This window comes from uncultured Fibrobacter sp. (assembly GCF_947305105.1).
Lineage (GTDB): Bacteria > Fibrobacterota > Fibrobacteria > Fibrobacterales > Fibrobacteraceae > Fibrobacter.
This window is the reverse complement of record NZ_CAMZCS010000024.1, coordinates 1-26823: the sequence shown is the minus strand read 5'-3', so window position 1 is coordinate 26823 and position 26823 is coordinate 1. Positions and strand designations below refer to the sequence as shown.

The 26823-nt window shown below is 53.9% G+C and carries 26 protein-coding genes and 1 pseudogene; 13 read left to right on the top strand and 14 right to left on the bottom strand.

Annotated elements, in window-relative coordinates; all coding sequences use genetic code 11:
- Positions 1 to 5 precede the first annotated feature (5 nt).
- Entirely contained in the window at positions 6 to 1667 is a 1662-nt protein-coding gene (locus tag Q0Y46_RS10830) for an endo-1,4-beta-xylanase (RefSeq protein ID WP_297947321.1), read from the bottom strand.
- Between the two features lie 128 nt (positions 1668 to 1795).
- Positions 1796 to 2131, bottom strand: coding sequence for a TM2 domain-containing protein (locus Q0Y46_RS10825; RefSeq protein ID WP_295679492.1), 336 nt, complete (start codon positions 2129 to 2131; stop codon positions 1796 to 1798).
- Positions 2132 to 2247: 116 nt separating this feature from the next.
- Between Q0Y46_RS10825 and Q0Y46_RS10820 the strand changes: the two genes are divergently transcribed.
- The 4 genes from Q0Y46_RS10820 (at position 2248) to Q0Y46_RS10805 (ending at position 6221) form a co-directional block, all read left to right on the top strand.
- Positions 2248 to 3132: a TIGR01212 family radical SAM protein gene (locus Q0Y46_RS10820; protein ID WP_297947318.1), complete on the top strand. Its 885-nt coding sequence runs from the start codon at positions 2248 to 2250 to the stop codon at positions 3130 to 3132.
- Positions 3133 to 3182: 50 nt separating this feature from the next.
- Entirely contained in the window at positions 3183 to 3707 is a 525-nt protein-coding gene (locus Q0Y46_RS10815; RefSeq protein ID WP_297947316.1) for an adenine phosphoribosyltransferase, read from the top strand.
- 63 nt (positions 3708 to 3770) lie between these two features.
- The gene (gene argH / locus Q0Y46_RS10810) at positions 3771 to 5192 is read left to right on the top strand and encodes an argininosuccinate lyase (protein ID WP_297947314.1); all 1422 of its coding nucleotides are present in this window, start codon (positions 3771 to 3773) and stop codon (positions 5190 to 5192) included.
- Positions 5193 to 5309: 117 nt separating this feature from the next.
- The gene (locus Q0Y46_RS10805) at positions 5310 to 6221 is read left to right on the top strand and encodes an Rpn family recombination-promoting nuclease/putative transposase (RefSeq protein ID WP_297947312.1); all 912 of its coding nucleotides are present in this window, start codon (positions 5310 to 5312) and stop codon (positions 6219 to 6221) included.
- Positions 6222 to 6315: 94 nt separating this feature from the next.
- Here the strand turns inward: Q0Y46_RS10805 and Q0Y46_RS10800 are convergent, their stop codons facing one another.
- The 4 genes from Q0Y46_RS10800 to folK all read right to left on the bottom strand — a co-directional run bounded on the left by Q0Y46_RS10800 (position 6316) and on the right by folK (position 9468).
- Positions 6316 to 7392, bottom strand: a complete 1077-nt coding sequence (locus Q0Y46_RS10800) for an FISUMP domain-containing protein (protein ID WP_297947310.1) — start codon at positions 7390 to 7392, stop codon at positions 6316 to 6318.
- A 63-nt stretch (positions 7393 to 7455) separates the two neighbouring features.
- Complete coding sequence (panC, locus tag Q0Y46_RS10795; RefSeq protein ID WP_297947308.1) at positions 7456 to 8304, bottom strand: pantoate--beta-alanine ligase; 849 nt, start codon at positions 8302 to 8304, stop codon at positions 7456 to 7458.
- On the bottom strand, positions 8304 to 8957 hold the full coding sequence (locus Q0Y46_RS10790; RefSeq protein ID WP_295679502.1) for a deoxynucleoside kinase: 654 nt from the start codon (positions 8955 to 8957) through the stop codon (positions 8304 to 8306). Before Q0Y46_RS10790 ends, panC begins: the two co-directional genes overlap by 1 nt.
- A 1-nt stretch (position 8958) precedes the next feature.
- On the bottom strand, positions 8959 to 9468 hold the full coding sequence (gene folK, locus Q0Y46_RS10785) for a 2-amino-4-hydroxy-6-hydroxymethyldihydropteridine diphosphokinase (protein ID WP_297947306.1): 510 nt from the start codon (positions 9466 to 9468) through the stop codon (positions 8959 to 8961).
- A gap of 897 nt (positions 9469 to 10365) precedes the next feature.
- Here folK and rho point away from each other — a divergent pair.
- The 3 genes from rho to Q0Y46_RS10770 are packed head-to-tail and all read left to right on the top strand — an operon-like array spanning position 10366 to position 13776.
- Complete coding sequence (gene rho / locus Q0Y46_RS10780) at positions 10366 to 11598, top strand: transcription termination factor Rho (protein WP_366522524.1); 1233 nt, start codon at positions 10366 to 10368, stop codon at positions 11596 to 11598.
- A 9-nt stretch (positions 11599 to 11607) separates the two neighbouring features.
- On the top strand, positions 11608 to 12414 hold the full coding sequence (gene proC, locus Q0Y46_RS10775) for a pyrroline-5-carboxylate reductase (RefSeq protein WP_297947304.1): 807 nt from the start codon (positions 11608 to 11610) through the stop codon (positions 12412 to 12414).
- Between the two features lie 24 nt (positions 12415 to 12438).
- Positions 12439 to 13776, top strand: a complete 1338-nt coding sequence (locus Q0Y46_RS10770) for a sigma-54 dependent transcriptional regulator (protein ID WP_297947302.1) — start codon at positions 12439 to 12441, stop codon at positions 13774 to 13776.
- Here the strand turns inward: Q0Y46_RS10770 and Q0Y46_RS10765 are convergent.
- Genes Q0Y46_RS10765 through Q0Y46_RS10750 form a run of 4 tightly spaced genes read right to left on the bottom strand, consistent with a single transcriptional unit; the run spans position 13773 to position 17496 of the window.
- Entirely contained in the window at positions 13773 to 14744 is a 972-nt protein-coding gene (locus Q0Y46_RS10765) for a TraB/GumN family protein (protein WP_297947300.1), read from the bottom strand. The two genes, Q0Y46_RS10770 and Q0Y46_RS10765, sit on opposite strands and share 4 nt — an antisense overlap.
- Positions 14741 to 15496 (bottom strand): ABC transporter ATP-binding protein, encoded by a 756-nt coding sequence (locus Q0Y46_RS10760; protein ID WP_297947298.1) that lies wholly within the window; start codon positions 15494 to 15496, stop codon positions 14741 to 14743. Before Q0Y46_RS10760 ends, Q0Y46_RS10765 begins: the two co-directional genes overlap by 4 nt.
- Complete coding sequence (locus Q0Y46_RS10755) at positions 15496 to 16491, bottom strand: iron ABC transporter permease (protein ID WP_295679518.1); 996 nt, start codon at positions 16489 to 16491, stop codon at positions 15496 to 15498. Before Q0Y46_RS10755 ends, Q0Y46_RS10760 begins: the two co-directional genes overlap by 1 nt.
- A gap of 6 nt (positions 16492 to 16497) precedes the next feature.
- On the bottom strand, positions 16498 to 17496 hold the full coding sequence (locus Q0Y46_RS10750; RefSeq protein ID WP_295679519.1) for a hypothetical protein: 999 nt from the start codon (positions 17494 to 17496) through the stop codon (positions 16498 to 16500).
- Between the two features lie 130 nt (positions 17497 to 17626).
- On the opposite strand from Q0Y46_RS10750, the gene nspC reads away from it, so the two are divergent.
- Positions 17627 to 18754: a carboxynorspermidine decarboxylase gene (gene nspC, locus Q0Y46_RS10745; RefSeq protein ID WP_295679521.1), complete on the top strand. Its 1128-nt coding sequence runs from the start codon at positions 17627 to 17629 to the stop codon at positions 18752 to 18754.
- 38 nt (positions 18755 to 18792) lie between these two features.
- Complete coding sequence (gene tsaE, locus Q0Y46_RS10740; protein WP_295679523.1) at positions 18793 to 19203, top strand: tRNA (adenosine(37)-N6)-threonylcarbamoyltransferase complex ATPase subunit type 1 TsaE; 411 nt, start codon at positions 18793 to 18795, stop codon at positions 19201 to 19203.
- A 45-nt stretch (positions 19204 to 19248) separates the two neighbouring features.
- Here tsaE and Q0Y46_RS10735 read toward each other — a convergent pair whose 3' ends face one another.
- From Q0Y46_RS10735 to Q0Y46_RS10725, 3 genes are read right to left on the bottom strand one after another with little or no spacing between them, the layout of a single operon-like run.
- Positions 19249 to 19824, bottom strand: a complete 576-nt coding sequence (locus Q0Y46_RS10735; protein WP_295679525.1) for a hypothetical protein — start codon at positions 19822 to 19824, stop codon at positions 19249 to 19251.
- A 12-nt stretch (positions 19825 to 19836) separates the two neighbouring features.
- Complete coding sequence (locus tag Q0Y46_RS10730) at positions 19837 to 20280, bottom strand: SufE family protein (RefSeq protein WP_295679528.1); 444 nt, start codon at positions 20278 to 20280, stop codon at positions 19837 to 19839.
- Positions 20281 to 20284: 4 nt separating this feature from the next.
- The gene (locus Q0Y46_RS10725) at positions 20285 to 21481 is read right to left on the bottom strand and encodes an NAD(P)/FAD-dependent oxidoreductase (RefSeq protein WP_295679532.1); all 1197 of its coding nucleotides are present in this window, start codon (positions 21479 to 21481) and stop codon (positions 20285 to 20287) included.
- Between the two features lie 157 nt (positions 21482 to 21638).
- Between Q0Y46_RS10725 and Q0Y46_RS10720 the strand changes: the two genes are divergently transcribed.
- Positions 21639 to 23072, top strand: coding sequence for a pentapeptide repeat-containing protein (locus Q0Y46_RS10720; RefSeq protein WP_295679535.1), 1434 nt, complete (start codon positions 21639 to 21641; stop codon positions 23070 to 23072).
- A 63-nt stretch (positions 23073 to 23135) separates the two neighbouring features.
- Here Q0Y46_RS10720 and radA read toward each other — a convergent pair whose 3' ends face one another.
- Positions 23136 to 24533 (bottom strand): DNA repair protein RadA, encoded by a 1398-nt coding sequence (gene radA, locus Q0Y46_RS10715; protein ID WP_295679538.1) that lies wholly within the window; start codon positions 24531 to 24533, stop codon positions 23136 to 23138.
- 186 nt (positions 24534 to 24719) lie between these two features.
- Between radA and Q0Y46_RS10710 the strand changes: the two genes are divergently transcribed.
- The 3 genes and pseudogenes from Q0Y46_RS10710 to Q0Y46_RS10700 all read left to right on the top strand — a co-directional run.
- Positions 24720 to 25415 (top strand): peptidase-C39 like family protein, encoded by a 696-nt coding sequence (locus Q0Y46_RS10710; protein WP_295679540.1) that lies wholly within the window; start codon positions 24720 to 24722, stop codon positions 25413 to 25415.
- 4 nt (positions 25416 to 25419) lie between these two features.
- The gene (locus Q0Y46_RS10705; RefSeq protein ID WP_297947296.1) at positions 25420 to 26094 is read left to right on the top strand and encodes an N-formylglutamate amidohydrolase; all 675 of its coding nucleotides are present in this window, start codon (positions 25420 to 25422) and stop codon (positions 26092 to 26094) included.
- Between the two features lie 124 nt (positions 26095 to 26218).
- Positions 26219 to 26823 (top strand): annotated as a pseudogene (locus Q0Y46_RS10700) (pyruvate:ferredoxin (flavodoxin) oxidoreductase); the annotation flags it as partial.

Below are 26823 nucleotides of genomic sequence, written 5' to 3'. Positions count from 1 at the left end.
GCCCCTTACCAGACATCCTTGTCGAAGCTCTTGTCGCCGACCGTTACCTTGTAGCGGCCCTTGAACCCGTGGAACTTCGCCATGCCGTCCGGACCGGCCGTGGCGGTAGTATCCGTTGTCCATTCCTTGTGCCACAAGTCGTAGACGCGCTTTGCGGCGGGCTTTTCACGGCCGTCAGCGGCGACGATGCCGCCGTTCTTGACCCAGTGGCGGTTATCCCAGAAGCCCCACAGCACAATGCCGTGTACAGCCGGATGGCTAAACGCCGTGCGAATAAAGGTTTCGAACTTCTCGGCCTGCACCTCCTCGGACTCGTTCATGCCGACCTGCCAGTCGCCCACGTCGAACTCTGTCACCTTGATAGGCAGTCCGAGCGTGGCAAGTTTGTCCAAACGTTCCTTGATGAGGCCCGGCACCACGGGACGCAGCCCGAAATGGCACTGCACACCGATGCCGTGGACGGGCACCTTGCGGTCGAGCATTCCCTTGACCAGGTCCACATAGCGGTCGGTCTCCCCCGCCGCGACGACGTTGTAGTCGTTGATGTAGAGCTTGGCCGTAGGATCGACGCGGTGCGCCCAAATGAACGCGCTGTCGAGAATGCCCCAGCCACACGTGTTGAAGGCGTAGGCCTCGTGGAGCGGCTCGTTCCACACGTCGTATTCCGTAATCTTGCCCTTGTATTCCGTCAGGTCGCGCTCGATGCGGGCCTTGAGGTACTTCGCGAGGTCGCCGCACTGCTTGGCCGATTTGGGATTGGAGTAATGTTTGTCGTAATCGTAGCCCTGGTGCGCCCACATGATGGCGTGGCCGCGCAGTTTCCAGCCGTTCGCCTGGGTGAACTTCACGTAGCGGTACATCTCGTCCTTGCGGAGCTTGCCCTTCTTGGGCTCGTACTCAGGCCACTTGAACTGGTTTTCGCTCACGGCGTACCAGAAGAGCTTCTTGGCCTCGGCCTTGTACCAATTTTCGATACTGTCGCGCGGGTTGTCGGTATGGATGTTGAGCGCGGTGCCGAACGGGAACGCATGGCGAACAAGCTTCACGCTGACCTTCTCGCCCGGCTTGGCCTCCACGGAAAAGTCCTGCTTGCGCAGCCACTCGATACGGGAATTCGCCTTGGAATACCATTCGGAATCCATGGACTCGGCCTTCTCGATTTCCACGTCATCAATCTGCATCCAGCCCTTCTGGAGCCCGACATGGAACGTTACGTTATTCAAACCATACCCTTTCTGGTCGGCAAGGAACGTCATCGAGAACGTCTTCCACTTGTCGGTCAGCTGGAAACTGCCGCTCTCTTTTTGGCGATAATCGGGAGGCCCGCCCTGCACCACGGCGTTGATGGGCATGTTGCCCTTCGCCTTGAAGGTGAGCGTATAGTAGCCGGTATCGGGAGCAAGCCACTTGGGCGGCTGGAGTTGCAGCCCCCACCAGTCCTTGGGAAGTTTCGTCACAACCACTTTCGCGCCTTCGGAAGCGTCGACACCGAGACCCATCTCCCCTATCTTGGTCTGCACCTCAGCCGGGCCGGCGGGATTGTTCCAAAGGTACCACCCCCCGTCACCGTACGACAAGTCACCGTTGGTCAAGAGGTTCTGCGCCAACAGCGGAGCAGCAACCAGGGCTAAAGCTAAGACAATCAATCTTGAAAGTTTCGTTTTCATAGGCGTCCCATTTTAATTTCATTCTACATGGATAATAAATAAAACTGAGCCAAACGGGAAGAATGCATTTCTCATTCTTGACCAAAGTGTATCAATTGTATCAATGTCGGGACAGCGCAACGAACACGCTAGTCAAAATAAATGTAACCGTTCGCATCCGCCTTCCGGGTAGCGCCAAGAATAGCCTCGATAATACCCAGCACCCCAGGAATAAACGTCCAGCAGAACAAAAGATACAGGATTCCCATCCCGATTTTCCCAGCATAAAACTTGTGGATGCCGAAACAGCCCAGGAGGGCAGCCATGAGTACATAGGCAACTTGGTTCACCCTTTTACCGGTGTGAAACTCTTCCAAACGAATGTCCGTATAAGACTCGGAATTCATTGACCGAGCCAAGCCACATTTCGGGCAGAAGCGTCCATCCTCGGCAAGCTCAGTCCCGCATTTCTGACAATAAGGCATGAAAAATCCTCTTTTCTTGTAAAATAGCAAAAAAGCAGCATAAAAGCACAAAGTATCGCTTATTTTCCCTCTCGTCTTTCGTCTCTCGCCTATCGTCTATAACTATCTTTCTCAATATGCACTACACTCCCTACCGCGATTTACTGCTCAAGATTTTCCCGAACTACCTCAAGGTGCGCAAGCTCCCGCTAAACGGAGGCATGAGTTGCCCGAACCTCGACGGTACCAAGGGATTCTCGGGTTGCAGCTACTGCAACAACCGCAGTTTCAGCCCGGTGTTCGACCAGGCGAAGGTTTCCATCCAGGAGCAGCTCGAGACATTCGTGCCGCGCCTACGCGATAAGTACCCGCATGCGGGCATCCTCGCCTACTTGCAGCCGTACACGAACACGCACGCGCCGCTCGAGCACCTGAAGGGGATTATCGACCCGATCATAAAGCACGAAGAAATCGCCGGACTTGCCATCGGTACGCGCCCGGACTGCCTCGAAGACGAGAAAATCGCATACCTCGCGGAGATGAACCGCATAAAGCCCATCATCGTAGAAATCGGCCTCCAGACCGCCAACGACCTGACGCTAGCCGCCATCAACCGCAGGCATACCCTCGCCGAGTTCGAAGATGCGGTCAAGCGCTGCCAAGCGGCAAACCTCACCGTCACCACGCACGTGATTGTCGGGCTCCCTGGCGAAACCATGAATGATTTCAAACGCACCGCCGAAGTGGTTCGCGATTTGAAACTTGCCGCCGTGAAAATTCACCCGCTGCACATTGTCGCGGGCACCGTGATGGCGCAGGACTTCTCCGCCGGCGAAATCAAGCTGCTGGATTTTGAAGAATACTGCGCCGCCGTCGCCGAAATGATCAAGATTATCGGGCCAGATACCGCTATCGAGCGATTCAGCGGAGAAAGCCCGAGCGATATGCTCCTCGCCCCCAACTGGTGTGGGGAAAGGGACAGGATTATTGCGAAGGTGGAGGAGATTTTGGGAAGGGATTAGAATCTAGGATCTAGAGGCTAGGGAGAAGAATCTAAAGATTAGGGGAGCAAATGAAACGTATCGAAGACTTTATTATCTCTGTTCCGGATTTTCCGCAGCCGGGAATTTTGTTCCGCGACATCACGGGAATTTTGAACGATGCCGACGGACTCAAGCTCACGCTCAACGCCCTCTACAAGGCGCTAGAGAACGTGGAATTTGACTTGGTCGCCGGGCTGGAGGCACGCGGATTCCTGTTCGGGGTCTCGCTCGCCGAGCATTTCCACAAGCCGTTCGTGCCCGTGCGCAAGAAGGGAAAGCTCCCCCGCGAAACCGTCGGCATTACCTACGATTTGGAATACGGGCAGGCAAGCATAGAAGTTCACAAGGATGCCATAAAGCCCGGCCAGAAAGTAGTCATCATCGACGACCTGCTTGCGACAGGCGGCACGGCCAAAGCCGCGGCGCACCTCATCGAAAAATTGGGTGGTAAGGTAGAACTGCTGCTGTTTGTCATTGAGCTATTCGACCTGCATGGCCGCGATGTTTTGAAAGGCTACAACATCGAGACACTCACGAAATTCCCCGGGCACTAATAGAATTTGGAATTAGGAATTCGGAATTACTATATTTCCGCGCGTAAAAAAGAGGATTTTAAAATGGCAAAGACTAGCGCAAAGAAAACTGAAAAGAAAGGCACCCAGACCAACATGTGGACCGGCCGCTTCGCAAGCGGCATGGCGCAGAGCATGGTGGACCTGAGCTTCAGCCTGCAATTCGACGCCGAACTCATTGAAGAAGACATCGAAGGCAGCATCGGCCATGGCAAGGGCCTAGTGGAATCGGGCGTGCTCAGCAAGGCCGACTACAAGAAGATTTGCGACGGCCTGGCCAGCATACTCAAGGACTACAAGGCCGGCAAGAACCTGTGGCAGGAATCCGACGAGGACATCCACATGGCCGTGGAACGCGTGCTCACCGAACGCATCGGAGCCCTCGGCAAGAAAATCCACACGGGCCGTAGCCGTAACGACCAGGTCTGCACGGACTTCAAGCTCTACATGCGCCACCGCGCCGCCGAAATCCGCGCCCTCGAAGTTTCTCTCATGGAAACGGTGCTCGACCTCGCGAAAAAATACTTCGGCAAGATGATGCCGGGCTACACGCACCTGCAGCAGGCACAGCCCATCTACTTCAGCCATTACCTGATGAGCATGTTCTTCGCCGTGAGCCGCGACGTGAAGCGCCTCGACAACTTCCTGGAACTGCACAGCGAACTCCCGCTCGGTAGCGGTGCCATGGCCGGTTCCGCCTTCCCGTACCACCGCGCCTTGGTGGCCAAGGAACTCGGTTTTAATGGCGTGAGCCCGAACAGCATCGACGCCGTGAGCCATCGCGACATGATGCTCGAATTCGAGGCCGACCTCGCCATTATCGCAAACACGATGAGCCGCTACGCCGAAGATTTCGTGAACTGGAGCACCAGCGAATTCGGCTACCTCACCTTGCACGACGCATTCTCTAGCGGTTCCTCGATGATGCCGCAGAAGAAGAACCCCGACTCCATGGAACTGATTCGTGGTAAGTCTGGCCGCATGCTCGGCAACTTCAGCGCCCTCTACACTCTGGTGAAGGGAGCCCCGCTCAGCTACAGCCGCGACCTGCAAGAAGACAAGGAACCGGTTTTCGACTCCGTCCATAACGTGAAGGTGATTCTCCGCGTCATGAAAGAAGCCTTGGAAAGCGCACGTTTCAATTTCGACAAGATGCACGCGAAGATGCTGCCGGCGCTGCTGGCTACCGACCTCGCCGATCTTCTGGTCGAATCCGGCGTGCCGTTCCGCGACGCCCACCACGTGGTCGGTAGCCTGGTCGGCGAAGCCGCCCGCCAAGGCCTCGAATTCACGGACCTCAGTGACGAGGCCTGGGCCAGCGCCGGCGTCCCGAACGTGAAACAGATGAAGAAGACCCTCACCTTCGAATACAGCGTTTCCCGCCGTAACATCGAAGGCGGTACCGGTCCCAAGTCCGTGAAGCAGCAGTTCGTGAAAGCCGCCGCAATACTGAAGAAATTAGGCTAAACTTTACATAAAAAAATTTCATTCCGGCCCGGATAAAAACCGCCGTAAAAACGTCTATAAGCACAGACGGATTTTCGTCCGTTTGCGAACCGGCGCGTTCCGGAATGGAAAAGACATATGATTCGAGAAGAATTCGCGCAGTTCCTCGGGAAACTGAGGGAAACGAGCAACAACGGCGGGGATATTGACGCATTCGTCAAGGAGTACGAGCACAAAAACGTGTACTTCTACAACGACGGATGCATCAAGAAAATTCTCGCAAGCGAAAAGAACATCATGCTCACGACGGATCTCGTGAACGCGGCCCTGGGCCTCATCGGCTCCGACCGCATCATGAACCCGAAACTCGTAAACCCGTTCATCCCCGGCGAACTTGGCTACCGAAGCGCAGAGCCGGACATTCTCCTGACGAACGACCGCGATGGCGATGTTCCTCGGGACCGAATATCTATCGAGGTTCAGCACGAAGACAAGAGAGTGTTTAGAGATCGCTTAGTCCTCTACGTGGCTCGTCTTACAAGCAACATGGCAAGGAAAGGGAAAGAGCCTCAACTCGAAAACCTGAACGTGATCGGATTCCAGTTCTTCAATGCGTTCCCCGAATCTGCAAACTACCGCCATACAGTACAGCTGCGCAATCAGGAACAGCAGGTCTATTTTGACCGGCAGACAGTAACACTGATTGAGGTGGAGAAATTCTTCAAGGATGCCGAACGTTTTGCGGACGACAGCAGCCGCCTTGCACAATGGCTCCGCGCCATCGATACATTGAATCGAGAAGCCGATTTCAGCGAATTTGCAAATGACCCCGTGTTCAAGGTATTGCAAAACGAGGTGAAATTATGTAATTTCAGTTCGAGGTATCTTATGACAGTAGACATGAGCGACTATGACAAAGCCATGGAACGCTATGAAGGAGCCATGGATAAAGCGGAAGAAATCGCGAAGGGTTTGCTGAAAGATGGCGTTCCGATGGAAATAATTGTGCGAAATACCGGCCTTTCTGAAAAAAAGATCCGTGAGTTGTAGTTTGTATACTTAAGCAAATTTGAGCGGCCTCGATGGCCGCTTTTTTTGTGTTTTGCTTCTAAGCCACAATGTTTATGTTTTTTGGGGGCTGAGATTATTCCGGCGCTGATTCGGTTTCATTCATCGTACAACGGACTGAATAACCATTTATTTTTTCCGCATGAATATCGGTATATGTTTCTGTTGTATATCTTGATTGCCATGCAGCGTTAGACCATTCTGCCAAATTTTGCGAATTTTCCTCAGGATAGTGCCAATAGGTATATTGATCTAACCCCATGAATGAATAAACCCAATTAAGGCCTGCTCCAATCAAACTGAATCCACTACCGTTAAGCCCTCCGTATCCCGCAGCACGAAGTTCCATGGCTCTATAGTCATCATCAATTCCATTTGTATTTACGACAATGTAAAAGTCATCGGAAGTCAACAGATGCCAGCCCTCCGGGCAGATTCCTTGATGGTTCGGTTGTATTAGTTCGGCGCAACTTTCCTTGTTGCAGCGACTCGGTAACTGCATCATTTCAGCCCACTGGTACAGGCCCCCATATTTTTCGCATTTTGTGGTATCGTTATCATAGCAATAACGCTCTATTGCTTTGTCATCTGACTGATCTTTTGATCCGTCCACCATCTCACCAATATTCAAATTTTCTGCCATTACCGTAACAGAAGCAGAATCTCCATTGCGATTTTTTCCATTAATCGTCAAATAAAAATACGTTCGCCCATTACGGCTATCCGTAAATTTCTTATAAGCTCCAGCTTGTAAACTATCAGCTCCAATCGGACGAGAACAATACATATAGCCCGGTGTACATAATCTTGCCGAATCAAGAACAAGAACAGAACTACTTGATGCAATTTTCACACTACTACTCGATGCCACCTTTTTGCTGGAGCTGGAGCTTCTTCTGACATTTCCCGCAGAACTGCTGGATGACGAGGATGCCGTTTTTTTGTCGCTAGAGGAATCCGGGAGAATCTCGACCGAGTCGGCCACAGAAGAGTGACTCGCCTTACCGCTACTCGATACGACCGACAAACTTGTCAGTTCGTCACTGTCACCGAGAACATCGCTGTTTGCAGATGTCCCATCGTCCCCGCAAGCGGATACCAAAAGAAGAACAGCCCATAACAGCACAGTCCAAAGGCAATACTTCTTATTCATATCCAACTCCATTTTCTACAGGAAGTCAACTTTCTGCAGTCGACTTTCCGTAACCTGTTTTAACTACAGCTCGATATTGTCGATCAAGCGAGTCTTTCCGAAGAACGCAGCGACAAGGATTGTCACCGGGATATCGTCTGGGAGGAGCCCGTTGCAGCGCTGGAGCGTCCTGCGGTCGACAATTTCCACGTACTGCACGATGCCGCGATTGCCGAGAATCGATTTCAACACAAGGTCACGGAGCTTAGCAACGCCGCGTTCACCCGAACTGTAGGCAATCTTTGCCTTCTTGAGCCCTTCGTGGATGCCGAGCGCCTTGTACTTCTCGTCCGAAGAGAGGTATTCGTTGCGGCTAGAAAGGGCAAGGCCCGATTCCTCACGCACAATGGGAACGCGCACAATCTTGATGTCGAAATTCAGGTCGCGCACCATCTTCTCGATCATGAACACCTGCTGGTAATCCTTCTCACCAAAGTAAGCGACATCCGCGCCCGAAATATTGAACAACTTGGAAACTACGGTAAGCACGCCACGGAAATGGCCGGGGCGGTAAGCGCCGCAATACATTTCCTCGAGTTTTTCGTCGCGGACCGTCGTCATCGGCGAACCATCGGGATACATTTCGGCAACAGACGGAGCGAACACGTAATCGGCCCCCATGGACTCGGCAAGTTTCACGTCGGCTTCGAGGCGCACGGGATACTTTCCGAGGTCTTCGTTCTTGCCAAACTGAATCGGGTTCAAGAAAACACTCACCACGGTCACGTCACATTCCGCGGCAGACGCCTTGATGAGCGCGCCATGCCCGTTGTGGAGCGCACCCATCGTGGGTACGAGCCCGATCTTTTTTCCTTGTCTAGCGAGAGGTTTCAACTGTTCGCGAAGTTCGTCAATCGTCTTGACTAAAAGCATTATAGACTTCCTTGTGGTACAAAATATGTCGTTTGGGTCGGGCACGCACTGATTGCGTCAAGGATCAAATTCAAATGGTTCTCGTTATGGACGAAATCAATGTTGTCCGTGTTGATGATTAAGACTGGTGCACTGGTGTAGTGCCAAAAATGGTGGTCGTAGCGTTCCTGCAAATCCTTGAGGTAATTCCCTTCGATGGCTTTTTCCATTGCGCGGCCACGGCTGCGGATGCGTTCCAACAAAATAGGCACGCTCGCCTGCAGGTAGACCACGAGGTCCGGCTTGGGGATGTCCTTATCCAAGGAGCGCGCGATAGTTTCGTACATGGCGTATTCGCTGTCGGACAGGTTCTGCGAAGCAAAAATCTGGTCTTTGTCGTACGTGTAATCGCTGACTAACAAATCGTGGAAAAGGTCGCTCTGAAGAGCCGAGTTCTGCAACTGTTTGTGGCGGTCCAGCAAAAAGAAAAGTTGTGTCTGGAATGCGTACGCTTCGGGATTCTCGTAAAACTTTTCAAGGAACGGATTCTTGTCGTAGTTTTCCTCGATGCACATTGCGTTCCAACGTTGGGCGATAATCTGGGCAAGCGTCGTCTTCCCTACCCCGATGACGCCCTCGATGGCGATAAAATGGATTCCGCTTTCTTTTATCATATTAGGGTTCCACCTCTGTTATCTTGCGGAACGGGATTTTCTCTTCCCGTGCGAGGAGAGTCTGCAGCAGGGAGTTCACGGTACATCCGCTCAACGAATCTACCCAGTCCGGAGCGATGTCGTTCAAGGGAACCAAGACAAACTGCCTTCTGTCTAATTCTGGATGCGGGATGCAGGGGCGCCCCGCCTGGACAAACTTTCCATAATACAACAAGTCCAAGTCGATTTCGCGAGAATTCCAATGCCCACGGTCCTTGCGTCCCAATAAAATTTCTGCGCCCTTGAGGTAATTAAGCAAGCGCTTGGGAGTCCCGGAATACATGAAGCTCACGACCTGGTTGAAATAAGGACCCTGACCCGCCGGCCCTACCGGAGGAGTCTCGTACACAGGGCTTTCCATCCAGCCGCCCGAAGAGATACGACGGAGCATGTCCCTGCCGGAAAAAAGGTTCACCCATCGAGGTGGCACATTGCTGCCCAGGGCGACAAAAACTCTTTCTAAAGAATCCACGGCACTAATATAATTATTCCAAAAGTGCTCGAAATGCGCAAAAAAGTGAAATACTTCGGATTTATTGACAAAAAAAAATTTTTTTCCTTTTTTTTGGATTTTTCTATGACAAAGCCGATAATTTTATGTATCTTATGGCAGTTCTCATGTAGAACATTTTATTTATTCCAATCAAATTTTCGGAAATCACTGACTTGCAAGCCAAGCTGTTGTTCCATTCTTCATCATTCATCCACGTAAAATTTTTAATCTAATCTACAGAAGGACGTTACAGTGCCTAGAACAAAGAAAATTCAAGAACAAGACAATGCTTTAGAACTTGAAACTGCACCTAAGCCCGAAGGCGAAGCTGCCCAGCAGCCCAAGCGCCGCGGCAGGAAGCCGAAGGCCCAGGTCGAGGCAGAAAAAGCAGAAAGCAAGGAAGTACAGCCCCAGCAAGAAGCCCCCACTCCCAAGAAAAAAGAAGTGCCCGTTTTTGAACAGGAATTCACGCCCGCTTATGAACATGCGCAGAACGCACCTGTTGTCGATGCCATCGAAGCTGCCGAACGCAAGCAGGCCCGCGAACTCGGAATAGAGACAAACGAACAGAAGGCACCCAACCAGGAAGGTGCGGCACAGGCTCCCGAAGGAGTTCCGGCACAGGCCGGTGAGAACGGCCAGCAGAACGCCAACCCGCAAAACCAAGACGGCAACCAGCAGCGCCAACAGTTCAACAACAATAATGGCAATAACGGGAACAACGGCAACAACAAGTTCAACAAATTCAATAAGTTCAACAAGTTCAAAAACCGCCGCAACCGTTTCTTGCCGCAAGACGATATTCTTGACGATTCCGTGCAGCTGCCGCCTCCCGACCCCGAGAAGGTGGCCGCCTCCCGCGCCAAGTGGAAGGAACTGCGCGGGCTCCCGATGTTCGAACTCCAGCGCCAGGCGATGGAACTGAACATCCCCGACTTCAAGAAGATGCGCAAGCAGGCGCTGATTTACCGCATCCTCAGCGCCACCAACGGCGAAGACACTCCGATTTACGCCGAAGGCGTCCTCGAAATCATGCCCGAAGGCTACGGATTCCTCCGCAACCCCGACCACAACTACCAGGCCGGCCCGGACGACATCTACATCAGCCAGAACTGGATTCGCCGCTTTGACTTGAAGATGGGCGACACTATCACGGGACAGGTCCGCCAGCCGAGAGACCAGGAAAAGTATTTCGCCCTGATGCGCATCGACACGGTGAACTTCGATTCCCCCGAAAAGACAAAACGCCGCGTCGCATTCGAATACCTCACGCCAATCCACCCGAACCAGAAGCTCAATCTGGAATGGAAAAAAGACGAGTTCAGTACGCGCGTCATGAATTTGTTCACACCTATCGGCAAGGGCCAGCGCGGCATTATCCTCGCTCCCCCGCGTACCGGTAAGACGGTGCTCCTGCAGAACATCGCGAACGCCATCACGCAGAACCATCCCGAAGTCAAGCTTATCGTGCTCTTGATTGACGAACGTCCCGAAGAAGTGACGGACATGCGCCGCCACGTGAAGGGTGAAGTCATCGCCTCCACGTTCGACGAGCCGCCCGAGCACCATACCCGCGTCGCCGACATCGTCATCGAGAAGGCAAAGCGCCTCGTGGAAAACGGCAACGACGTGGTTATTTTGCTCGACTCCATCACGCGTTTTGCCCGTGCGAACAACGTTGTCATCCCTCACTCCGGCAAGATTCTTTCTGGCGGTGTGGACGCGAACGCCATGCAGCGCCCCAAGCGCTTCTTCGGTGCGGCACGTAAAATCGAGAACGGCGGTTCGCTCACCATCATGGGCACGGCACTTATCGAAACCGGCAGCCGCATGGACGAAGTGATCTTCGAAGAATTCAAGGGTACCGGTAACATGGAACTCGTGCTGGACCGCCGCCTTTCCGAAAAGCGCATCTGGCCCGCCATCGATATTTTCAAGTCAGGTACGCGTAAGGAAGAACTCCTGCTCACCGAAGACGAACTCCAGCGCGTTTGGATTCTCCGTCGCTACCTGCAAGACATGACCTCCACCGAAATCATGGACTTCATGATCAGCAAGATGAAACTCTACGAGGACAACGAAACGTTCCTCAACTCTATGAACAAGTAAGGTAAAGCCATGAGTGAAAAAATTTTCTTCGCAGGCACCGGCAACATGGGAGGAGCAATTCTTCGTGGCCTCCTGAATGCCGGCACCAATCCCAAAGACATCCTCTTCTTTGACCCGAGCGACAAGGCGGCCGAAGCCGTCGTCGCACTCGGCTGCATCCGCGTCGGCAGTTTCGCCGAAGGCGCCGAATCTGCCGATGTCACGTTCCTGTGCGTGAAGCCGCAGATTTTCAAGGTAGTCTCCGCCGAATGGAAAGCTGCCGCAACTGCGCTCAAGTCCGAAAAGACATTCATCAGCATCATGGCGGGCGTCGCTCGCAAGAACCTGCTCGAAGTCCTGGGCGAAAAGAACCAGGTGCTCCGCGTGATGCCGAACCTCCCGCTCACCGTGGGTAGGGGCACAGTGGCTCTCGCCACTGACGGCGTCAACGAAAAGACTCTTTCCACCGCCGAGAAGATTTTCGGCACCGTGGGCGTCACTTGCCGCGTTTCTGAATCCCTGATGGACGCCGTCACCGGACTTTCCGGTAGTGCCCCTGCGTATGTGTTCGAGTTCATCGAAGGTCTCACCCGCGGTGGTGTCAAGGCCGGCCTCACCCGCGATGTCGCGCTCAAGCTCGCCCTCGGCACTATCGAAGGCAGCGTCGAGCTCGTCAAGCAGTCCGGCAAGAGCCCAAGCGACTTGTGCGCCATGGTCTGCTCCCCCGCCGGGACGACGATTGCAGGCGTGAACGCCCTCGAAGAAGGTGCATTCCGCAGCACGCTCATCAAGGCCGTCGTCGCCGGGACCGAACGTTCCAAAGAGCTGGGCAAGTAAAACATGCCCCGCTAAACGCGAAAGATGTTACCCATCGACTTTTTCACGAAAGAAAATGCGACGTCCTCGTTTATCCAGGACGTCCTTTCTTCCGTGGATTATCCGGTGAACATCTTCCCCATAGCACAGGCCGCCAATACCGACAACCGCGCCTCGCTTGTCATCTGGGACTTGGACGCCTTCGCCAACGAGAGCGAAAGCGCACTTTCCAAGCTGCGCAGCCGCAACCCCGATACGATGATTCTTGCCTACGCCGAGAATCCGGACCAGTTCAGGGACATTCCCAACAACCTCTACGACATTCTCCTTTCTGTCGAGGCGCTACGGCTCCACCTGATGAGCAAAATTGCGCGCCTCAAGGAAATCTACACCGCGAAGCGTACCTTCCGCGAAAGGATGTCGCACCTTGTCGGTAAAAGCGAGGCCATGCAGAACCTCCGCAAGACCGTCGAAAGGGCGATTTTGCACACAGGTTCCGTCCTCATCCAAGGCGAATCGGGCGTCGGCAAAGACCTTATCGCGCGCGCCATCGCCTGCGTGTACGACAAGTTTGTCACAGTGAACTGCAGCGCCATCCCCGAAGCCCTTTTCGAAAGCGAACTGTTCGGGCACACGCGCGGGGCTTTCACCGGAGCGCAAAACGAACGCATCGGCCTTTTCGAAGAAGCGAACGGCGGAGCCATATTCCTCGACGAAATCGGGGACATGCCGCTCCACGCCCAGGTCAAACTGCTTCGCGTCATCCAAAACCACGAGATCAGGCCCATCGGCGCAAACAAGACGCGCCATATCAATGTCCGCATCATTGCGGCCACCAACCGCGACCTCCGTGAAGAAATCCGCGAAAAGCGCTTCCGCGAAGACCTTTTCTACCGCCTGAACGTCATCCCGATGCAACTTTCACCCCTCCGCGAGCGCAAAGAAGACATCGAGGACTTAGCCAATTACTTTATCCGCCAGTACGCACCCGAAGGCGAACCCTACACCCTCTCGCCCGAAGCCCTGCAAAAGCTGCAATCCCACGACTGGCCCGGCAACATCCGCGAACTGGAAAACGTCATCCAGCGCACCCTGTGCTTTACCGCCCCCGGCATTTTGAACGCCGACGATTTACAAATCGATACAGGCATGGGTCCAGCGGCAAATATGCCCGGCACAACCAATGGCGGAATCGCCATGTCGGCCGATACCTACAACGAGTTCCGCAAAAAGCAGATGGACGAGGAAAAGGAATTCCTCAAGGCAAAAATTCTCGAATGTAACGGTTCCATCAGCCTCGCCGCCGACAAACTCGGCATGGTCCGCACGGCACTATACAACAGGTTAGCCCGACTCGGCCTGAATGTCAAGGATATCCGTTAGTAACGTTGTACTTTAAGCCCACGACGGCGCAACAAATCTACGACATTATCTTCGTCAAGTACCAAGTGCGCAGCCCCGACTACGACAAACACGTTCCTGTCTTCGGAGAGGAATTCTGCAATGCGTTCTGCAATTTTCACGTTGCGGGACTTGTAGACCTTTTCATCTAGCTTGTCACTGAATTCCTTCTCACGAGTTCCTTCGTCGTACTTTTTCTCGCCTTCCATCGTCTCACGCAACAGCGCGTCATCGCCCGTTTTCCAGGCACGCACAATTCGTGCCACCATCGAATCAAGTTCTGACACCTCGCGCAACGTAGACTTGAGATAGAAAATGCCCGCCGAATCGGAATCCGTCGTGTCGGCCAAGGCACCAATCTGTTCGCTCGCCGTTTCAAGCCCCACGATGGCTTTACCATCATGCGCCGCACGGTCAAGCAATACAGCGTCCACGCCCAAAGTGGGATCAATCCCCGCCCGCTGAATAGCAAAAGCACTCAGCGTCATCGCGGCAAACCACGGGCGCATCACCTGCAAAGTCATCGACGGGAATCCCCAAGCAGAACAAATGCTGTCAATCGAATTCCACATTTCCGGGGGCAGAATATCTTGTAAGCGCTTTCCCGCAGGCATCATCCCACGCTGCATACTCTCCGAAGCAATTTCGCTACTCACAGAATCATCGCTCACGTCGATTTCGACGGCCAATTCCTCGGCGTTCGCAAAGGCGGTCTCGATAACGGAATCAAGCGGGTAGAACGAGGAATCGGCAAAGTGGATACTCCCTAGGAGCCACACCGAAGAATTCGAATCCGACACTTTCCAGAAAAAATGCTGCGGAGCAGAAGCGCTTTGAGGCGCAGACGTTTCGCGTGGGGCATTTCCGGCGCAAGAGAGCAACAGCCATCCCGAAAAAAGCACGCACATCACCCGCAAAGCCAAGTGAATCATCACATATCTAGCCTTCATTCGTCCCTCGCCCAGTCTAAAAGCCCAAGCGTCCGTGCTTCGGAAGCAGGAGCCACACGGAAACATCCACCATCAATGACGGCGATGCGGTCGCAATACTTTTCGGCATACTCGATAGAATGGGTCGAAACGATAATTCCCATTTCGCGCATTCCGACAAATTTTTTCAACAGACGGAACAGCGCATGGCTCCTCGGAATATCGAGGAATGCGTTCGGCTCGTCGAGCAAGAGCACGTTCACCTGCTGGGCAACCGCCTCGGCCAAGAACACGCGGCTACGCTCGCCGTCACTCAGTTCCGTAAAAGGGCGTTCCGCAAAGCAGGCCACATCCGTTGCCTGCATTGCGTCGTCCACGATTTTTTCATCTTCAGCGGTCCGGCCATCCAGAAAACCGGAATACGGCGAACGGCCAAGCCCCACGAATTCCCGGACCGTCATGCGGTCCGGTGCCGTGCCCGACATACGGACAAGTCCGACACGACGGGCCCGCTCGCGGGCGTTCCAAGCCTGCAAAGGCACCCCATCCAAGTACACATTCCCCGAAACCTGAGGAACAAGGCCGGCAAACGTCTTGAGGAGCGTACTTTTCCCGCAGCCGTTCACACCCATCAAAGCGACGACTTCGCCAGCATGCAGTTCAAACGAGAACGGTTCGAAAAGGGACAGCGGACGCTCGGCACCCCGTTTGGGCCGACTGTCACCATACCCTACGCAAAGGTTCTCGCACTTCAACAGCACACCGCAAGCCATCACCACCACCCCGTCCTAGAGCCGCGAACAAGCACATAAAACACAACCGGCACGCCGACAATGCTGAGTACCGCATTCAGAGGAATGCTCACCGGGAACAGCCCCGCCAAGAGGCAAAGCACCGTGCCGCACAATGCGGCTCCCGGCACAAGGACGCGGTGGTCGGTTGTTTTGAACAACATAAAAGCCAAATGCGGGACGGCGATACCCACAAAAGCCACCGGACCGCAGAACGCCGTACATGCCGCAGCGAGGATACTCGCACCGAGTAGCACGCACTTCTTGGAAACTTCAACGCGCACACCGAGACCGCGGGCAAAATCGTCGCCAAGCCTCGCCGCATTCAAATAGCGCATGCTCACCACCACAAGCCCAAGCCCCGCGGCCACGGCGAGCGCAAACACCCACACGCCATCGAGCAGCATACGGCCAAAGCTGCCCATGCTCCACGTCACGTACACGCGAAGCGCTTCGGCCTCGCTCCCCGCAATCAGCACGCTCACGATAGCGTCAATCAAGTACCCGAGCAAAAGCCCAACAATCAAAAGCACGCCCACATTGCGGAACCGCCCCGAAACCCACATGACAATAATCGTCACGGCCGAAGCGCCGACAGCAGCCGCGCCGAGCACGCCAAAATTGCCAAAACTGAAACCGGCCAGCAACGAGAGCGCCACCCCTAGACTCGCGCCGCTGCTGATGCCCAGCACAAACGGCCCGGCAAGCGGGTTACAAAAGACAGTCTGCAAAGCGAGGCCCGCCACCGAAAGCGAAGTCCCGGCCAACACCGCCGCACACATCCTGGGCACGCGGAGCCGCCAAATGATTTGCGAAGTGATGGAATCAGCCCCGACCTCAGCCGATGGTCCGGCGAAAAGGGCCGAAAAAAAATCAGGCCACGAAACCCATACAGGTCCCGTAGCCAATGTGCAAAAGCTCAGAGAGACGGCGACTAGAAAAAGGAAACCAAAGCAAAACCAAATGCGGTTTTTCATCGGCCCTTATTTTTTTCTCTTCGCCCAGAGTTCCGCAGTCTTCTTCATCTCGGCGGTAAGTTTCTCGTCCTTGATGTAGACTTCCGGCGGAACATTGTCGAAGCCCTGCAGGGCATTCAACCAGTTGTCGTTCATGTCGCGGAATTCGAGTTTCTTGAGGTTGTAGGTCAAGGTGTCCTCGAGTTTGCGGAACGCGATGTAGTCCCAACGGACAACCTGGCGGTCGGCGAAGACTTCGCGGGTGACCATGGAGGTGTCGTTGTCGAAACGGTAGCGAGCCTTGAAGGTGTATTCACCAGTCATCTGGTAGCGGCCCGAATCAGAGTAAGTGCGGGTCGTTCCATAAACCGTGTCGTTCATGTCGAAGCGCAGTTCGGCGTCACGGAAAGCGTGGCCGTGAGCGACAATCGGAGTGCGCCAGATACCATAAACGGATTCCTTCATGCTCTTCTGGAAAACAGTATCGATCTTCCAGGAATCGAAGTTCGACTTGTCGTACTTGGCACGCTGGACGTACTTGCCTTCCTGGATCATCTTGCGGACGCTGTCCGCCTTGACCTTGGCAAGGCTATCGGAGCTGCCAGAAACCGGAGTGCTGACTTTAATCTTGCTGAGGGAGTCGAGCTTCTTCTGGATCATCTCGTCAAGAGAAGAAGCGCCTCTCGGAGCGACGTTGACCGGCACACTCGGTACGACCTTCTGTTCGGCCTTCTTGGCAGGAGCAGCCTTCGGGGCTTCCTTGGCCGGAGCCGGAGCAGGGGCCGCCTTTGCGGGGGCCGGAGCGGGAGCGGAAGCAGCCTTAGGAGCTTCCTTAGCAGGAGCGGGAGCAGGTGCAGCGGCAGGAGCCGGAGCAGGTGCGGGAGCGGGGGCCGGAGCAGGAGCTGTTGCGGCAGGTGCAGCCTTTGCAGGAGCAGGAGCCGAAGCAGGATCCGCTGCGAAGGCGAACCCGGCAAAAGCTATCGTACAAATAGATGCGATTATTCGAGTATAAGAAGACCAAATCATTGCTTTAAATTTAGTTAAAGGATTTTTTAAAAGACAACAAGATATCATAAAAAAACACTTTTTTTCTAGCAAAACAACCCCAAAAAGAGGCAAAAAAAGCACCCTTGGCTTCTTTTCCTATATTTGGCACATGCCCGATTATACACAAGCCACCAGTCCCTGTTTCGTTCTGGACGAAAAACGCCTTCGCCGGAACATGGAAATATTGAACAACATTCAAGAAAGGACAGGCGTCAAGATTATATGTGCCCTCAAAGGTTACAGTTTTTGGAGATCGTTCCCCATTATCGCGGAATATCTCCCTGGCGCCACAGCCAGCAGCCTTAACGAGGCTCGACTCGCTAAAGAAGAAATGGGCAAAGAAGTCCATGTATTCGCACCGGCATACGAAGACGGGGAAATCGACGAGATTCTCAAGTATGCCGACCACATCACGTACAACAGCTTTTCCCAGTGGCAGCGCTTCAAGGCAAAAACCATTGCAAGTAAAATAAGCGCGGGCATCCGTGTAAACCCGGAATTTTCCACCGTCGAAACAGATATTTACAACCCATGCGGGCTCCACTCCAGGCTCGGCGTGACCGAGGCCGAGTTCAAGCCAGAACTGCTGGACGGCATCGAAGGGCTGCATTTCCATGCCCTGTGCGAACAAGACGTTGACGCCCTCGAAGGCGTACTCACAGCTTTTGAGAAGAAATTCGGGCGTTACTTGCCCCAAATGAAATGGGTGAACTTCGGTGGAGGCCACCACATCACCCGCAAAGATTACCATCGCGAAGAGCTTGTCAAGTTGCTCAATGACTTTAAAAAACGCTATCCACACCTCGAGGTCGTCATGGAACCGGGAGAGGCGGTCGGCTGGCAAACGGGCGAACTGGTAGCGACGGTCGCCGACATCGTACACAACAAGATGGACATCGCCATCTTGAACGTTTCTATCAGTGCGCACATGCCCGACTGCCTGGAAATGCCCTACAGGCCGAACATCACGGGAGCTGCACTTCCCGGCGAAAAGAAGTTTACATACAAAATAACTGGAAATACCTGCCTAGCCGGAGACCAGCTCGGCGACTACTCGTTCGACGCTCCGCTCCAAGTCGGGGACCGCATTATCTTCGAGGACATGATCCACTACACCATGGTCAAGACGACGTTCTTCAACGGGGTCCGCCACCCGGATATCGGCATGTTCGACATGGACGGGAAATTCCACCTGCTGCACAGGTTCACCTACGAACAGTTCAAGGACAAGCTGTAGGTTAGAGGTTAGAGGTTAGAGGCTAGAGGCTAGAATCTATGGTGTTTTACAGCGAAGATGAAACGTTCAACTGGGCGAGCGAATTCGGGAAGTCGCTGCAGCCAGGCGACCGAGTGGCCCTTTACGGGAATTTGGGCGCGGGCAAGACCGTCATCAGCCGGGGTGTCTGCAAGGGGCTCGGTTACACGGGCACAGTATGCTCCCCCACCTACACCATCCTCCACGAATACCCGAACGACCCGCCCATCTTCCACTTCGACCTCTACCGTCTCGAAGGTGGCGCCGACCTGTACGAAGTCGGTATGGACCCGGACTACTTGGCATCGGGCATCAGCCTTATCGAATGGCCCGAACGCCTAGAAGGAAACGACGCGGGCATTACCCACGTCATCCAAATAAAAATCCTCTCGGAAACCGAGAGGGAAATTACTGTCGAGAAACTCCGCTAAGACTATATATTATCTAGCACGTTTCCCTATTTATATATAGCAGAATTACTTTGCCGCAGCAGAATCACCTGCCGGAGCTGCAGCCGCTTCGACGGCCGCTTTCAGCGAAGCCGCCTTGGCAATGGTTTCCCACGTTTCGCGGTCACTCTTCGGCAAAAGCATCGGGCCCTTGTAGCCGTTCACGATTTCGAAAGCCTTTGCAGAATCCTTGTCGGCAATAGCATCCATCACGTCAGTGAACAAATCCTTGAGGTGATTGCGCTTGTCTTCGATAGCGCCCAGGCGGTCCTGGCGGAGGATTTCCATAGAATCGCTCACAAAACCGAGGTCCCACGTGGCATTGTAGCAGGATTCCGCCTCAACCAGCTTGGAGGGATCCGTTTCGGCAGCCACATAAAGGACATCGCACTTGGCAAACTCCTCGGCACTGTTCTTCTTTGTGTACTGATAATAATAGTAACCACCGACAACCAGCCCCACGAGCACGATGAGGAACACGACATCCTGCCAACCCATCGTCGGTGTAGGGAGTTTCGGCTTGCCGGAAGGATTCTCACCGGCTTCCAATTTTTCTTCGGCCTCGTCAAACGGGCTCTTTCCACTCAAGAAACTAAAAGACATGTTGACTCCTACCTATGTTTTTGAAATTGCGTCGAAGACGCGGGCATATAAATAAATTTGCTTGATCAAGCTGGCAAAACCGTTGGAGCGCGTGGGCGAAAGTCCCACGTTCAAGCCGATTTCCTGGAAAAACGCAGCATTCACCGAAAGGATTTCCTTCGGAGGCATATCGTTGTACACCAATAAGGCAAGGGCACCCAGCCCGCGACTAATCAGCGGGTTCGTCGTTCCGCCTTCCACGTCCATCTCGAAATGGATTACGCCAGATTCGAACTTGGGAACCAGGTACATCGTGGATGCACAACCTTGGATAATGTACTTCTCCGCCTTCAGCGAAGCGTCCATTCCCTTGTGCGCACGGGCCAGATCAAGCAGATATTTCCACTTGTCGTCCTGATCCGAGAACGAAGCGAACTTCGCACGAACTTTTTCCAACCGTTCTTCTATTGCCGACATTTCATTACCGCAAGAAAGAGCGCATCTTCCAAATCAACGATGGGCAAGCGCTCAAAACAGTGAAGAATATACGCCAGAGGGAAGCCTTCCCCTGCGGGATACGGGATAGTTTTTCGGCAGCGCGATCGAACTGCGCATCCGAAATTTTCCCGAACGTGGGCTTCGCATTTGCAATCTGCAAATGGGCGCGTCCCTGGGCCTTCATCCAGCGGTCGAGCACCGAAGCTTCCACACGGGAGCGTTCAGCATCGGTACCGCAAGCCAACCATTCCACGACAGATTCAGCGACAATCTTTCCACAAAGAATCGATTCAACAATACCGGAACGGCTAATCGGGTTCACGCAGCTCGCGGCATCCCCAGCCTTGAAAACACCGTGCATTGCAAGCGGGCGCTTGGACTGGCCGCAGGCAATCATGCCACCGTACACAGCCTTGACCTTCGCACCAGGATAACGCCTGTTTATAAATTCCAAAAGTTTCTGGCGCAGAGGAATCGGCGTATCGTGGTCTTTCCCTAAAACGAATCCGACATTGACTTCTACACCATCGCGCGGGAATATCCAGCCATAGCCGTTCGGGAACTCACTCCCAAAAAAGAGCTCAATATGTTCGCGACTATGCTTGATACCTTCGGTCACCGCAAAAATTGCCGGTTCCAAATCCGTATCGCCGGACTCAATTCCCTTGAGGCAATCGACATTCCGAGTCAACCGGCATCCCGGCCCCGTCGCATCGATCACGGCCTTGGCACGAACTGTCGAAAGTTCGCCGCCAGTCATCGACTGGACCAACCAGGAATCCCCGTCGCGGGAGAGATTTGTAACCAGAGCATCAAAATGGCATTCGACACCCGCCTCAACACAGCCATCTGCGAGAGCATGATGGAAACGGGAACGGTCCAACATGGACCCACAGTCCTTGCTGTAGAATTCGGCCCTGTAACCCTTTGGAGACGTAAAATATATACCGGAGATGCCGCCACGGACCCATTCTTTGGAAATTGGCCACAAAGCGTTCAAACGCCCCGTCGAAACAGCTTCCGCGCAGAAAATGGGTTCTTTCCAAGGTTCCTTCTTATCGAGAAGCAAAACCCGTCCGGCACCGCCCGTCAGCCTTCCATAGGTACAGGCAGCCATCAGACCGGCAGGGCCGGCCCCGCAAACGACGACATCATATTCCTTGGACTCAAATTTTGGCATTTGCGCCAAAACTAGCAATTTTTGCAAAACAAATACCCTAGGTAAAGGAAACCAAACATTTTTTTAGATGTTTTTTTTTTATTTGGAATCTTTTGCCAAATTTTTAGTTATTTTAGGGCTATCCGTTATATTTGTTCATAATTAAAGGGAATTTTATATGAATATGATTAAAGTATCCAAGTTGGGCATCGGCCTTGTCTGCGCAATGACGTTTTCGGCATTCGCCCAGCAAACAGATTGGTCCGGCAAAGACCTGAACATTTCTTTCCGCGACAAGCGTATCGATGATTTCAACTTCTCCAAAGCCAAGGCTGTCAAGCATGTGACGGACTTCCAGCGCGCAGCTGGTGAGAATATAAAGTTCACGGAAGCGAACCTCCCCGAAGTCTCCTTCCAGAACGCGGTGATCAGTGGCGCCAACTTCAAGAACGCAAACCTCACGAAGGCGACGATTAGCGGTGCCGACATCCGCTCTTCCAATTTCAAGGGCGCAAACTTCGAAGGCGCAAACCTCTACCGTGCCACCTTGCTGGACAGCGAATTCCCGCAGGCAAACTTCAAGAACGCCCGTCTCGACGCCATGAAGGTCTCCGACGGTGCCGACTTCAGCAAGGCAGACTTCACGCAGGCCTCCGTCATGGACGTCGACCTTACCAACGCCGACTTCAGCAAGGCCAACATGACGAACGCGAACTTCTCGCGCTCCCTCATGGCTAACACGAACCTCAAGAAGGCCAAGCTCGTCAAGACGGACTTCACCGCCTGTAACCTGATTGCCGCCAACTTCGGCAGCACCGACCTCGAGAACGTCAACTTCGCCAAGGCCGGTCTTTCCCAGGCCAACTTCGGTGGTGCCGACTTCAAGAACGTCAACCTCCAGGAAGCAGACCTTTCCCTGACCTCCTTCAACGACGTCGACCTCTCCAAGACGCAGCTCCAGAAGGCCAAGTTTGCCCAGTCCTCTCTGAAGAACATGAACTTCAACAGCCAGGACCTGACCGGTGTCATCTTCGACAAGGGTAGCGTTTCCAAGAGCTCCTTCGAACGCACTAAACTCAACAAGGCCTCCTTCTTCGATTCCGACGTGAACAAGGTCGTGTTCAAGGAAGCCGAAATGATGAAGACAGTCTTCGACGGTGCTTACATCCGCAAGAACATCTTCGACAAGGCTGACCTCACCAAGGCCAACTTCTCCAACTCCACCATCGAACGTACCGACTTCAACCTCGCAACGCTCTCTGGTGCAAGCTTCGCCGGTGCCAAGCTGACCAAGGTTAGCTTCCTCAACGCCAACATGGAAGGCGTGAAAATTGACGCCGACACCAAGATGGACGACGTTGACTTCTCCGGTGCCGACCTGACCAACGCAAAGATTGAAAAGTTCACCGCCAAGAAGGTCATCTACGACAACAGGACAAAGTTCCCGGGCGGTCTCGATCCGCGTCAGTTCGGTTTCACCAAGCGTGGCGAAAAGGCCGCCGACATCAAGGTCGAAGGCACTGGCAAGAGAAAGCCGCGTGAAGAAGCTTCGGACGACGATGATGCTCCGAAGAAAAAGAAGAAGAAAAAACACTCCGACGACGAAGAATAGTCTTCCCTACATAACGGATTTAAAAGGACGCCCCACGGGGCGCCCTTTCGTTTTATACATCGGTTACTTCTGGTCCATGAGCCAGGCCACAGCCTCGCTGAGACCGGCCACGCGAACAATGCGCATGCCCCCCACAGACTCAGGCAATTTACCGGACGAGGGAATCACCGCCACAGTCATCCCCAGACGGCGTGCCTCCTTGAGCCGCTGGTCCAAGAGACTCACATTCCGGACCTCGCCCGACAGACCGAGCTCCCCTATGGCGATGGTCTGGCGGCCCAGCGGGATCCCCAGATGGTTGCTCGCGATAGCGAGCGCGAGGGCCAGGTCGGACGATGTATCGCTCACGCGGATGCCGCCGGCAATGCTTGCGAACACGTCGCACATGCCGACACTTACGCCACCGAATTTTTCGAGCAACGCAAGGATAATCGTAAGGCGTTTCGGGTCGATACCTGCGGCCACACGCTGCGGCACGGCAAAGTTTGTCTGGTTCACGAGCGCCTGAGTTTCAAAGAGCAACGCGCGCGAGCCTTCGAGCGTACAGCAGACAACGCTCCCCGGAGTCGGCGGAACGCCCTCTTGCAGAAACACGCGGCTCGGGTTCGGCACGGCGTTCAGCCCATGGCTCGTCATCTCGAAAACACCAATCTCGTCGGTAGCACCGAAACGATTCTTTATAGTGCGCAGCAGGCGGTACTGGTTATTGCGGTCCCCTTCGAAATACACGACGGTATCGACCATGTGCTCCAAAATGCGAGGACCGGCAATCTGCCCGTCCTTGGTCACGTGACCAATAAGGATAGTGATGCACCCCGTGTTCTTCGCGAACACCATCAAGTCCAAAGTACACTCGCGCAATTGCGAAGCCGACCCCGGCGTTCCCGGCAAGTCGCCCTTGTACACCGTCTGGATAGAGTCGACGACAAGCACCTGCGGCTTGATTTCCTTGGCCTTCTCGATAATTTTCTCGAGCCCCGTCTCGCAGAGCAGGAGCATGTCGCTCCCGGAAACGTTCAGGCGCTCGCTGCGAAGTTTTACCTGGCTTGCACTTTCTTCGCCGCTCACGTAAAGCGTCTTGACACCGGCAGCCGTCATCGTGGCAAGAGTCGTGAGCACGAGCGTCGACTTGCCTATGCCCGGGTCGCCGCCAATCAGCACAAGCGACCCCGGTGCCAGGCCACCGCCCAGCACGCGGTCGAATTCCGTATTCGCCGTACTCAACCGGCGCGTGTCTTCGGTAGAGACATCCTTGAGCGCCACGACCTGGTGGACAGGGCCACCCAAGCCACGGCCCCCACGCCCCGAATTCTCCAGAACCGGTTCTACCACATGTTCTTTGAGCGTGTTCCACTCCCCGCAAAACGGGCACTTCCCTACCCACTTCGTCGTGGTGTTGCCGCAACTCGTGCAGAGAAACTCAATCTCTTTTTTTGCCTTGCTTTTATTTAGTGCTACCATGTGCACTAATATAACAAAATCAGATGACATTTTGTGTCAACCACAATAAAAGAAACGAAAATATTTTTCGGAAGCTGATAAAATAAAAAGTATAGGTTTTTTGGGCATTTTTAAATCTTTTTGCTATATTTTCGCCCGTTCGACGATTTGTGTATCAAACCGCCACGTCATAATCGAGGCAAAGCGATGGAAATAAAGATTCTCCCTCAGCCAGACGATGTCACGTGCGGACCGACCAGCCTACACGCGGTATATTCGCATCTCGGCTACAAGATACCCCTTAAAAAGCTCATCTCCGAAATCGAGTTCCTGGAAGAAGGCGGCACGCTCGGCGTGTTCCTCGGCATCGACGCGCTCAAGCGCGGGTTCAAGGCGACCATCTATTCTTATAATCTCAAACTTTTCGACCCCACATGGAGTAACCTCAAGATGCCCGAGCTCCGCGAGAAACTCGTGAAGCTCCACAAGGCAAAACATGCGCCCAAGCTCAAGAAGGCAATTGACGCCTACATCCGGTTTATCGACCTGGGCGGTACAGTCGCAACGGCCGATTTACGGGCAAGCATGTTCGAAGGATATTTCAAGCGCGGTATTCCTGTGCTTTGCGGCTTAAGCGCCACATATCTATACCGCAGCCCCCGCGAATACACGAACGATAAAGACCAGTCCGTCTTTGACGATATCCACGGCGACCCGATGGGTCACTTTGTAGTGCTTTACGGACTTGACGAAAAAAAACAGTTCATGGTTGCAGACCCCGACTGCACCAACCCCATGGCAAGCGGGCCCTATTACAAAGTCGACAAGTTCCGGCTTATCCACAGCATCCTGCTCGGGGTCATGACCTACGACGGGAACATCCTCGTCATCGAAAAGAAGTAATCCCATGAAGGCACCGGCACTCGTCATCACCTGCGAACACGCATCCAATGCAGTGCCGGATTTTGTCGTGCGCGCATTCAAGGTGGCGAGGCTTGCGGGAATCCCGAAAGACACGCTCAAGACACACAGAGGCTACGACATCGGCGCTTTTGAAGTTTACCGGAGATTGGTTCGCACGATGCGCCCGGACTTCTATCTCGCCGGAAAATTTTCTAGGCTTGTGGCCGACCTGAACCGGAGCGAATCCAGCCGGGATTTTTTCTCGGCATACACCCGCGACTTGCCCGACAATGTCAAGGAACACATCCGCAAGTTATGGTTACAACACCACAGCAAAGTGGAACATTTCGTGGCAAAGCACATTGCAGGCCATAGCAAGGGCCTTCACGTAATTCACTTGGGCATCCACAGTTTCACCCCCGTATTAAACAACGTTGTCCGCAATGCCGACGTAGGAATCCTTTACGACCCCTCTCGTGAAGCGGAGTGCCTCATCGCAGACGCCCTCATCAGCGAAATCCATGCACGCGCACCGGAGCTGCGCATCCGCCGCAACTACCCCTACCGAGGCACCTCCGACGGGCTCACGACAGAGCTGCGGCAAAAGTTCGGCGAAGCCTACGCCGGCATCGAAATCGAGATAAACCAAGCACTCTTGGCATACCCCGCCCACGTTTAAAATTCTTTACATCGTGTCATGGCCATTTTGGCCATTTTTTTCGTTCCTAGTTACTCTTCTCGAACTATTTCTATCTAATTTTATTCTCGGATTTTTAATTCAACCCAATATTGGAGATACACACATGGCAAAAAAGATGATTGCGTGTGATGGTAACGAGGCCACCGCTAACGTAGCGTTTGCTGTTAGCGAAGTCGCGGCTATCTACCCGATTACACCGTCTAGTCCTATGGCTGAGCACGCCGACAACTGGAGTGCTGCAGGCAAGAAGAATATTTGGGGACAGGTTCCCCGCGTGTTTGAAATGCAGTCCGAAGGTGGCGCTGCCGGTACCGTTCACGGTGCTTTGCAGGCCGGTGCCCTCACCACGACCTTCACCGCATCCCAGGGTCTTCTCTTGATGATCCCGAACATGTACAAGATTGCGGGCGAACTGACCCCCACGGTCTTCCACGTTACCGCCCGTGCCCTCGCCATGCAGGGCCTCTCGATTTTCGGTGACCACTCCGACGTGATGGCTTGCCGCCAGACCGGTTTCGCCATGCTCGCCTCCAGCTGCGTGCAGGAATGCCAGGACCTCGCTCTCGTGGCCCACGCTTCCACTCTCGAAAGCCGCGTTCCGTTCATGCACTTCTTCGACGGTTTCCGTACCTCTCACGAAGTGATGAAGATCGAAGCTCTCGAAGACGGCGTTATCCGTAACGTCATCGACGAAAAGTACGTGAAGGC

Excerpts from the sequence above, each read along its gene's own strand:
- Q0Y46_RS10830 (WP_297947321.1), bottom strand. The coding sequence starts at position 1,667 with ATGAAAACGAAACTTTCAAGATTGATTGTCTTAGCTTTAGCCCTGGTT.
- Q0Y46_RS10825 (WP_295679492.1), bottom strand. The coding sequence starts at position 2,131 with ATGCCTTATTGTCAGAAATGCGGGACTGAGCTTGCCGAGGATGGACGC.
- Q0Y46_RS10820 (WP_297947318.1), top strand. The coding sequence starts at position 2,248 with ATGCACTACACTCCCTACCGCGATTTACTGCTCAAGATTTTCCCGAAC.
- Q0Y46_RS10815 (WP_297947316.1), top strand. The coding sequence starts at position 3,183 with ATGAAACGTATCGAAGACTTTATTATCTCTGTTCCGGATTTTCCGCAG.
- argH (WP_297947314.1), top strand. The coding sequence starts at position 3,771 with ATGGCAAAGACTAGCGCAAAGAAAACTGAAAAGAAAGGCACCCAGACC.
- Q0Y46_RS10805 (WP_297947312.1), top strand. The coding sequence starts at position 5,310 with ATGATTCGAGAAGAATTCGCGCAGTTCCTCGGGAAACTGAGGGAAACG.
- Q0Y46_RS10800 (WP_297947310.1), bottom strand. The coding sequence starts at position 7,392 with ATGAATAAGAAGTATTGCCTTTGGACTGTGCTGTTATGGGCTGTTCTT.
- panC (WP_297947308.1), bottom strand. The coding sequence starts at position 8,304 with ATGCTTTTAGTCAAGACGATTGACGAACTTCGCGAACAGTTGAAACCT.
- Q0Y46_RS10790 (WP_295679502.1), bottom strand. The coding sequence starts at position 8,957 with ATGATAAAAGAAAGCGGAATCCATTTTATCGCCATCGAGGGCGTCATC.
- proC (WP_297947304.1), top strand. The coding sequence starts at position 11,608 with ATGAGTGAAAAAATTTTCTTCGCAGGCACCGGCAACATGGGAGGAGCA.
- Q0Y46_RS10770 (WP_297947302.1), top strand. The coding sequence starts at position 12,439 with ATGTTACCCATCGACTTTTTCACGAAAGAAAATGCGACGTCCTCGTTT.
- Q0Y46_RS10765 (WP_297947300.1), bottom strand. The coding sequence starts at position 14,744 with ATGAAGGCTAGATATGTGATGATTCACTTGGCTTTGCGGGTGATGTGC.
- Q0Y46_RS10760 (WP_297947298.1), bottom strand. The coding sequence starts at position 15,496 with ATGGCTTGCGGTGTGCTGTTGAAGTGCGAGAACCTTTGCGTAGGGTAT.
- Q0Y46_RS10755 (WP_295679518.1), bottom strand. The coding sequence starts at position 16,491 with ATGAAAAACCGCATTTGGTTTTGCTTTGGTTTCCTTTTTCTAGTCGCC.
- Q0Y46_RS10750 (WP_295679519.1), bottom strand. The coding sequence starts at position 17,496 with ATGATTTGGTCTTCTTATACTCGAATAATCGCATCTATTTGTACGATA.
- nspC (WP_295679521.1), top strand. The coding sequence starts at position 17,627 with ATGCCCGATTATACACAAGCCACCAGTCCCTGTTTCGTTCTGGACGAA.
- tsaE (WP_295679523.1), top strand. The coding sequence starts at position 18,793 with ATGGTGTTTTACAGCGAAGATGAAACGTTCAACTGGGCGAGCGAATTC.
- Q0Y46_RS10735 (WP_295679525.1), bottom strand. The coding sequence starts at position 19,824 with ATGTCTTTTAGTTTCTTGAGTGGAAAGAGCCCGTTTGACGAGGCCGAA.
- Q0Y46_RS10730 (WP_295679528.1), bottom strand. The coding sequence starts at position 20,280 with ATGTCGGCAATAGAAGAACGGTTGGAAAAAGTTCGTGCGAAGTTCGCT.
- Q0Y46_RS10725 (WP_295679532.1), bottom strand. The coding sequence starts at position 21,481 with ATGCCAAAATTTGAGTCCAAGGAATATGATGTCGTCGTTTGCGGGGCC.
- Q0Y46_RS10720 (WP_295679535.1), top strand. The coding sequence starts at position 21,639 with ATGAATATGATTAAAGTATCCAAGTTGGGCATCGGCCTTGTCTGCGCA.
- radA (WP_295679538.1), bottom strand. The coding sequence starts at position 24,533 with ATGGTAGCACTAAATAAAAGCAAGGCAAAAAAAGAGATTGAGTTTCTC.
- Q0Y46_RS10710 (WP_295679540.1), top strand. The coding sequence starts at position 24,720 with ATGGAAATAAAGATTCTCCCTCAGCCAGACGATGTCACGTGCGGACCG.
- Q0Y46_RS10705 (WP_297947296.1), top strand. The coding sequence starts at position 25,420 with ATGAAGGCACCGGCACTCGTCATCACCTGCGAACACGCATCCAATGCA.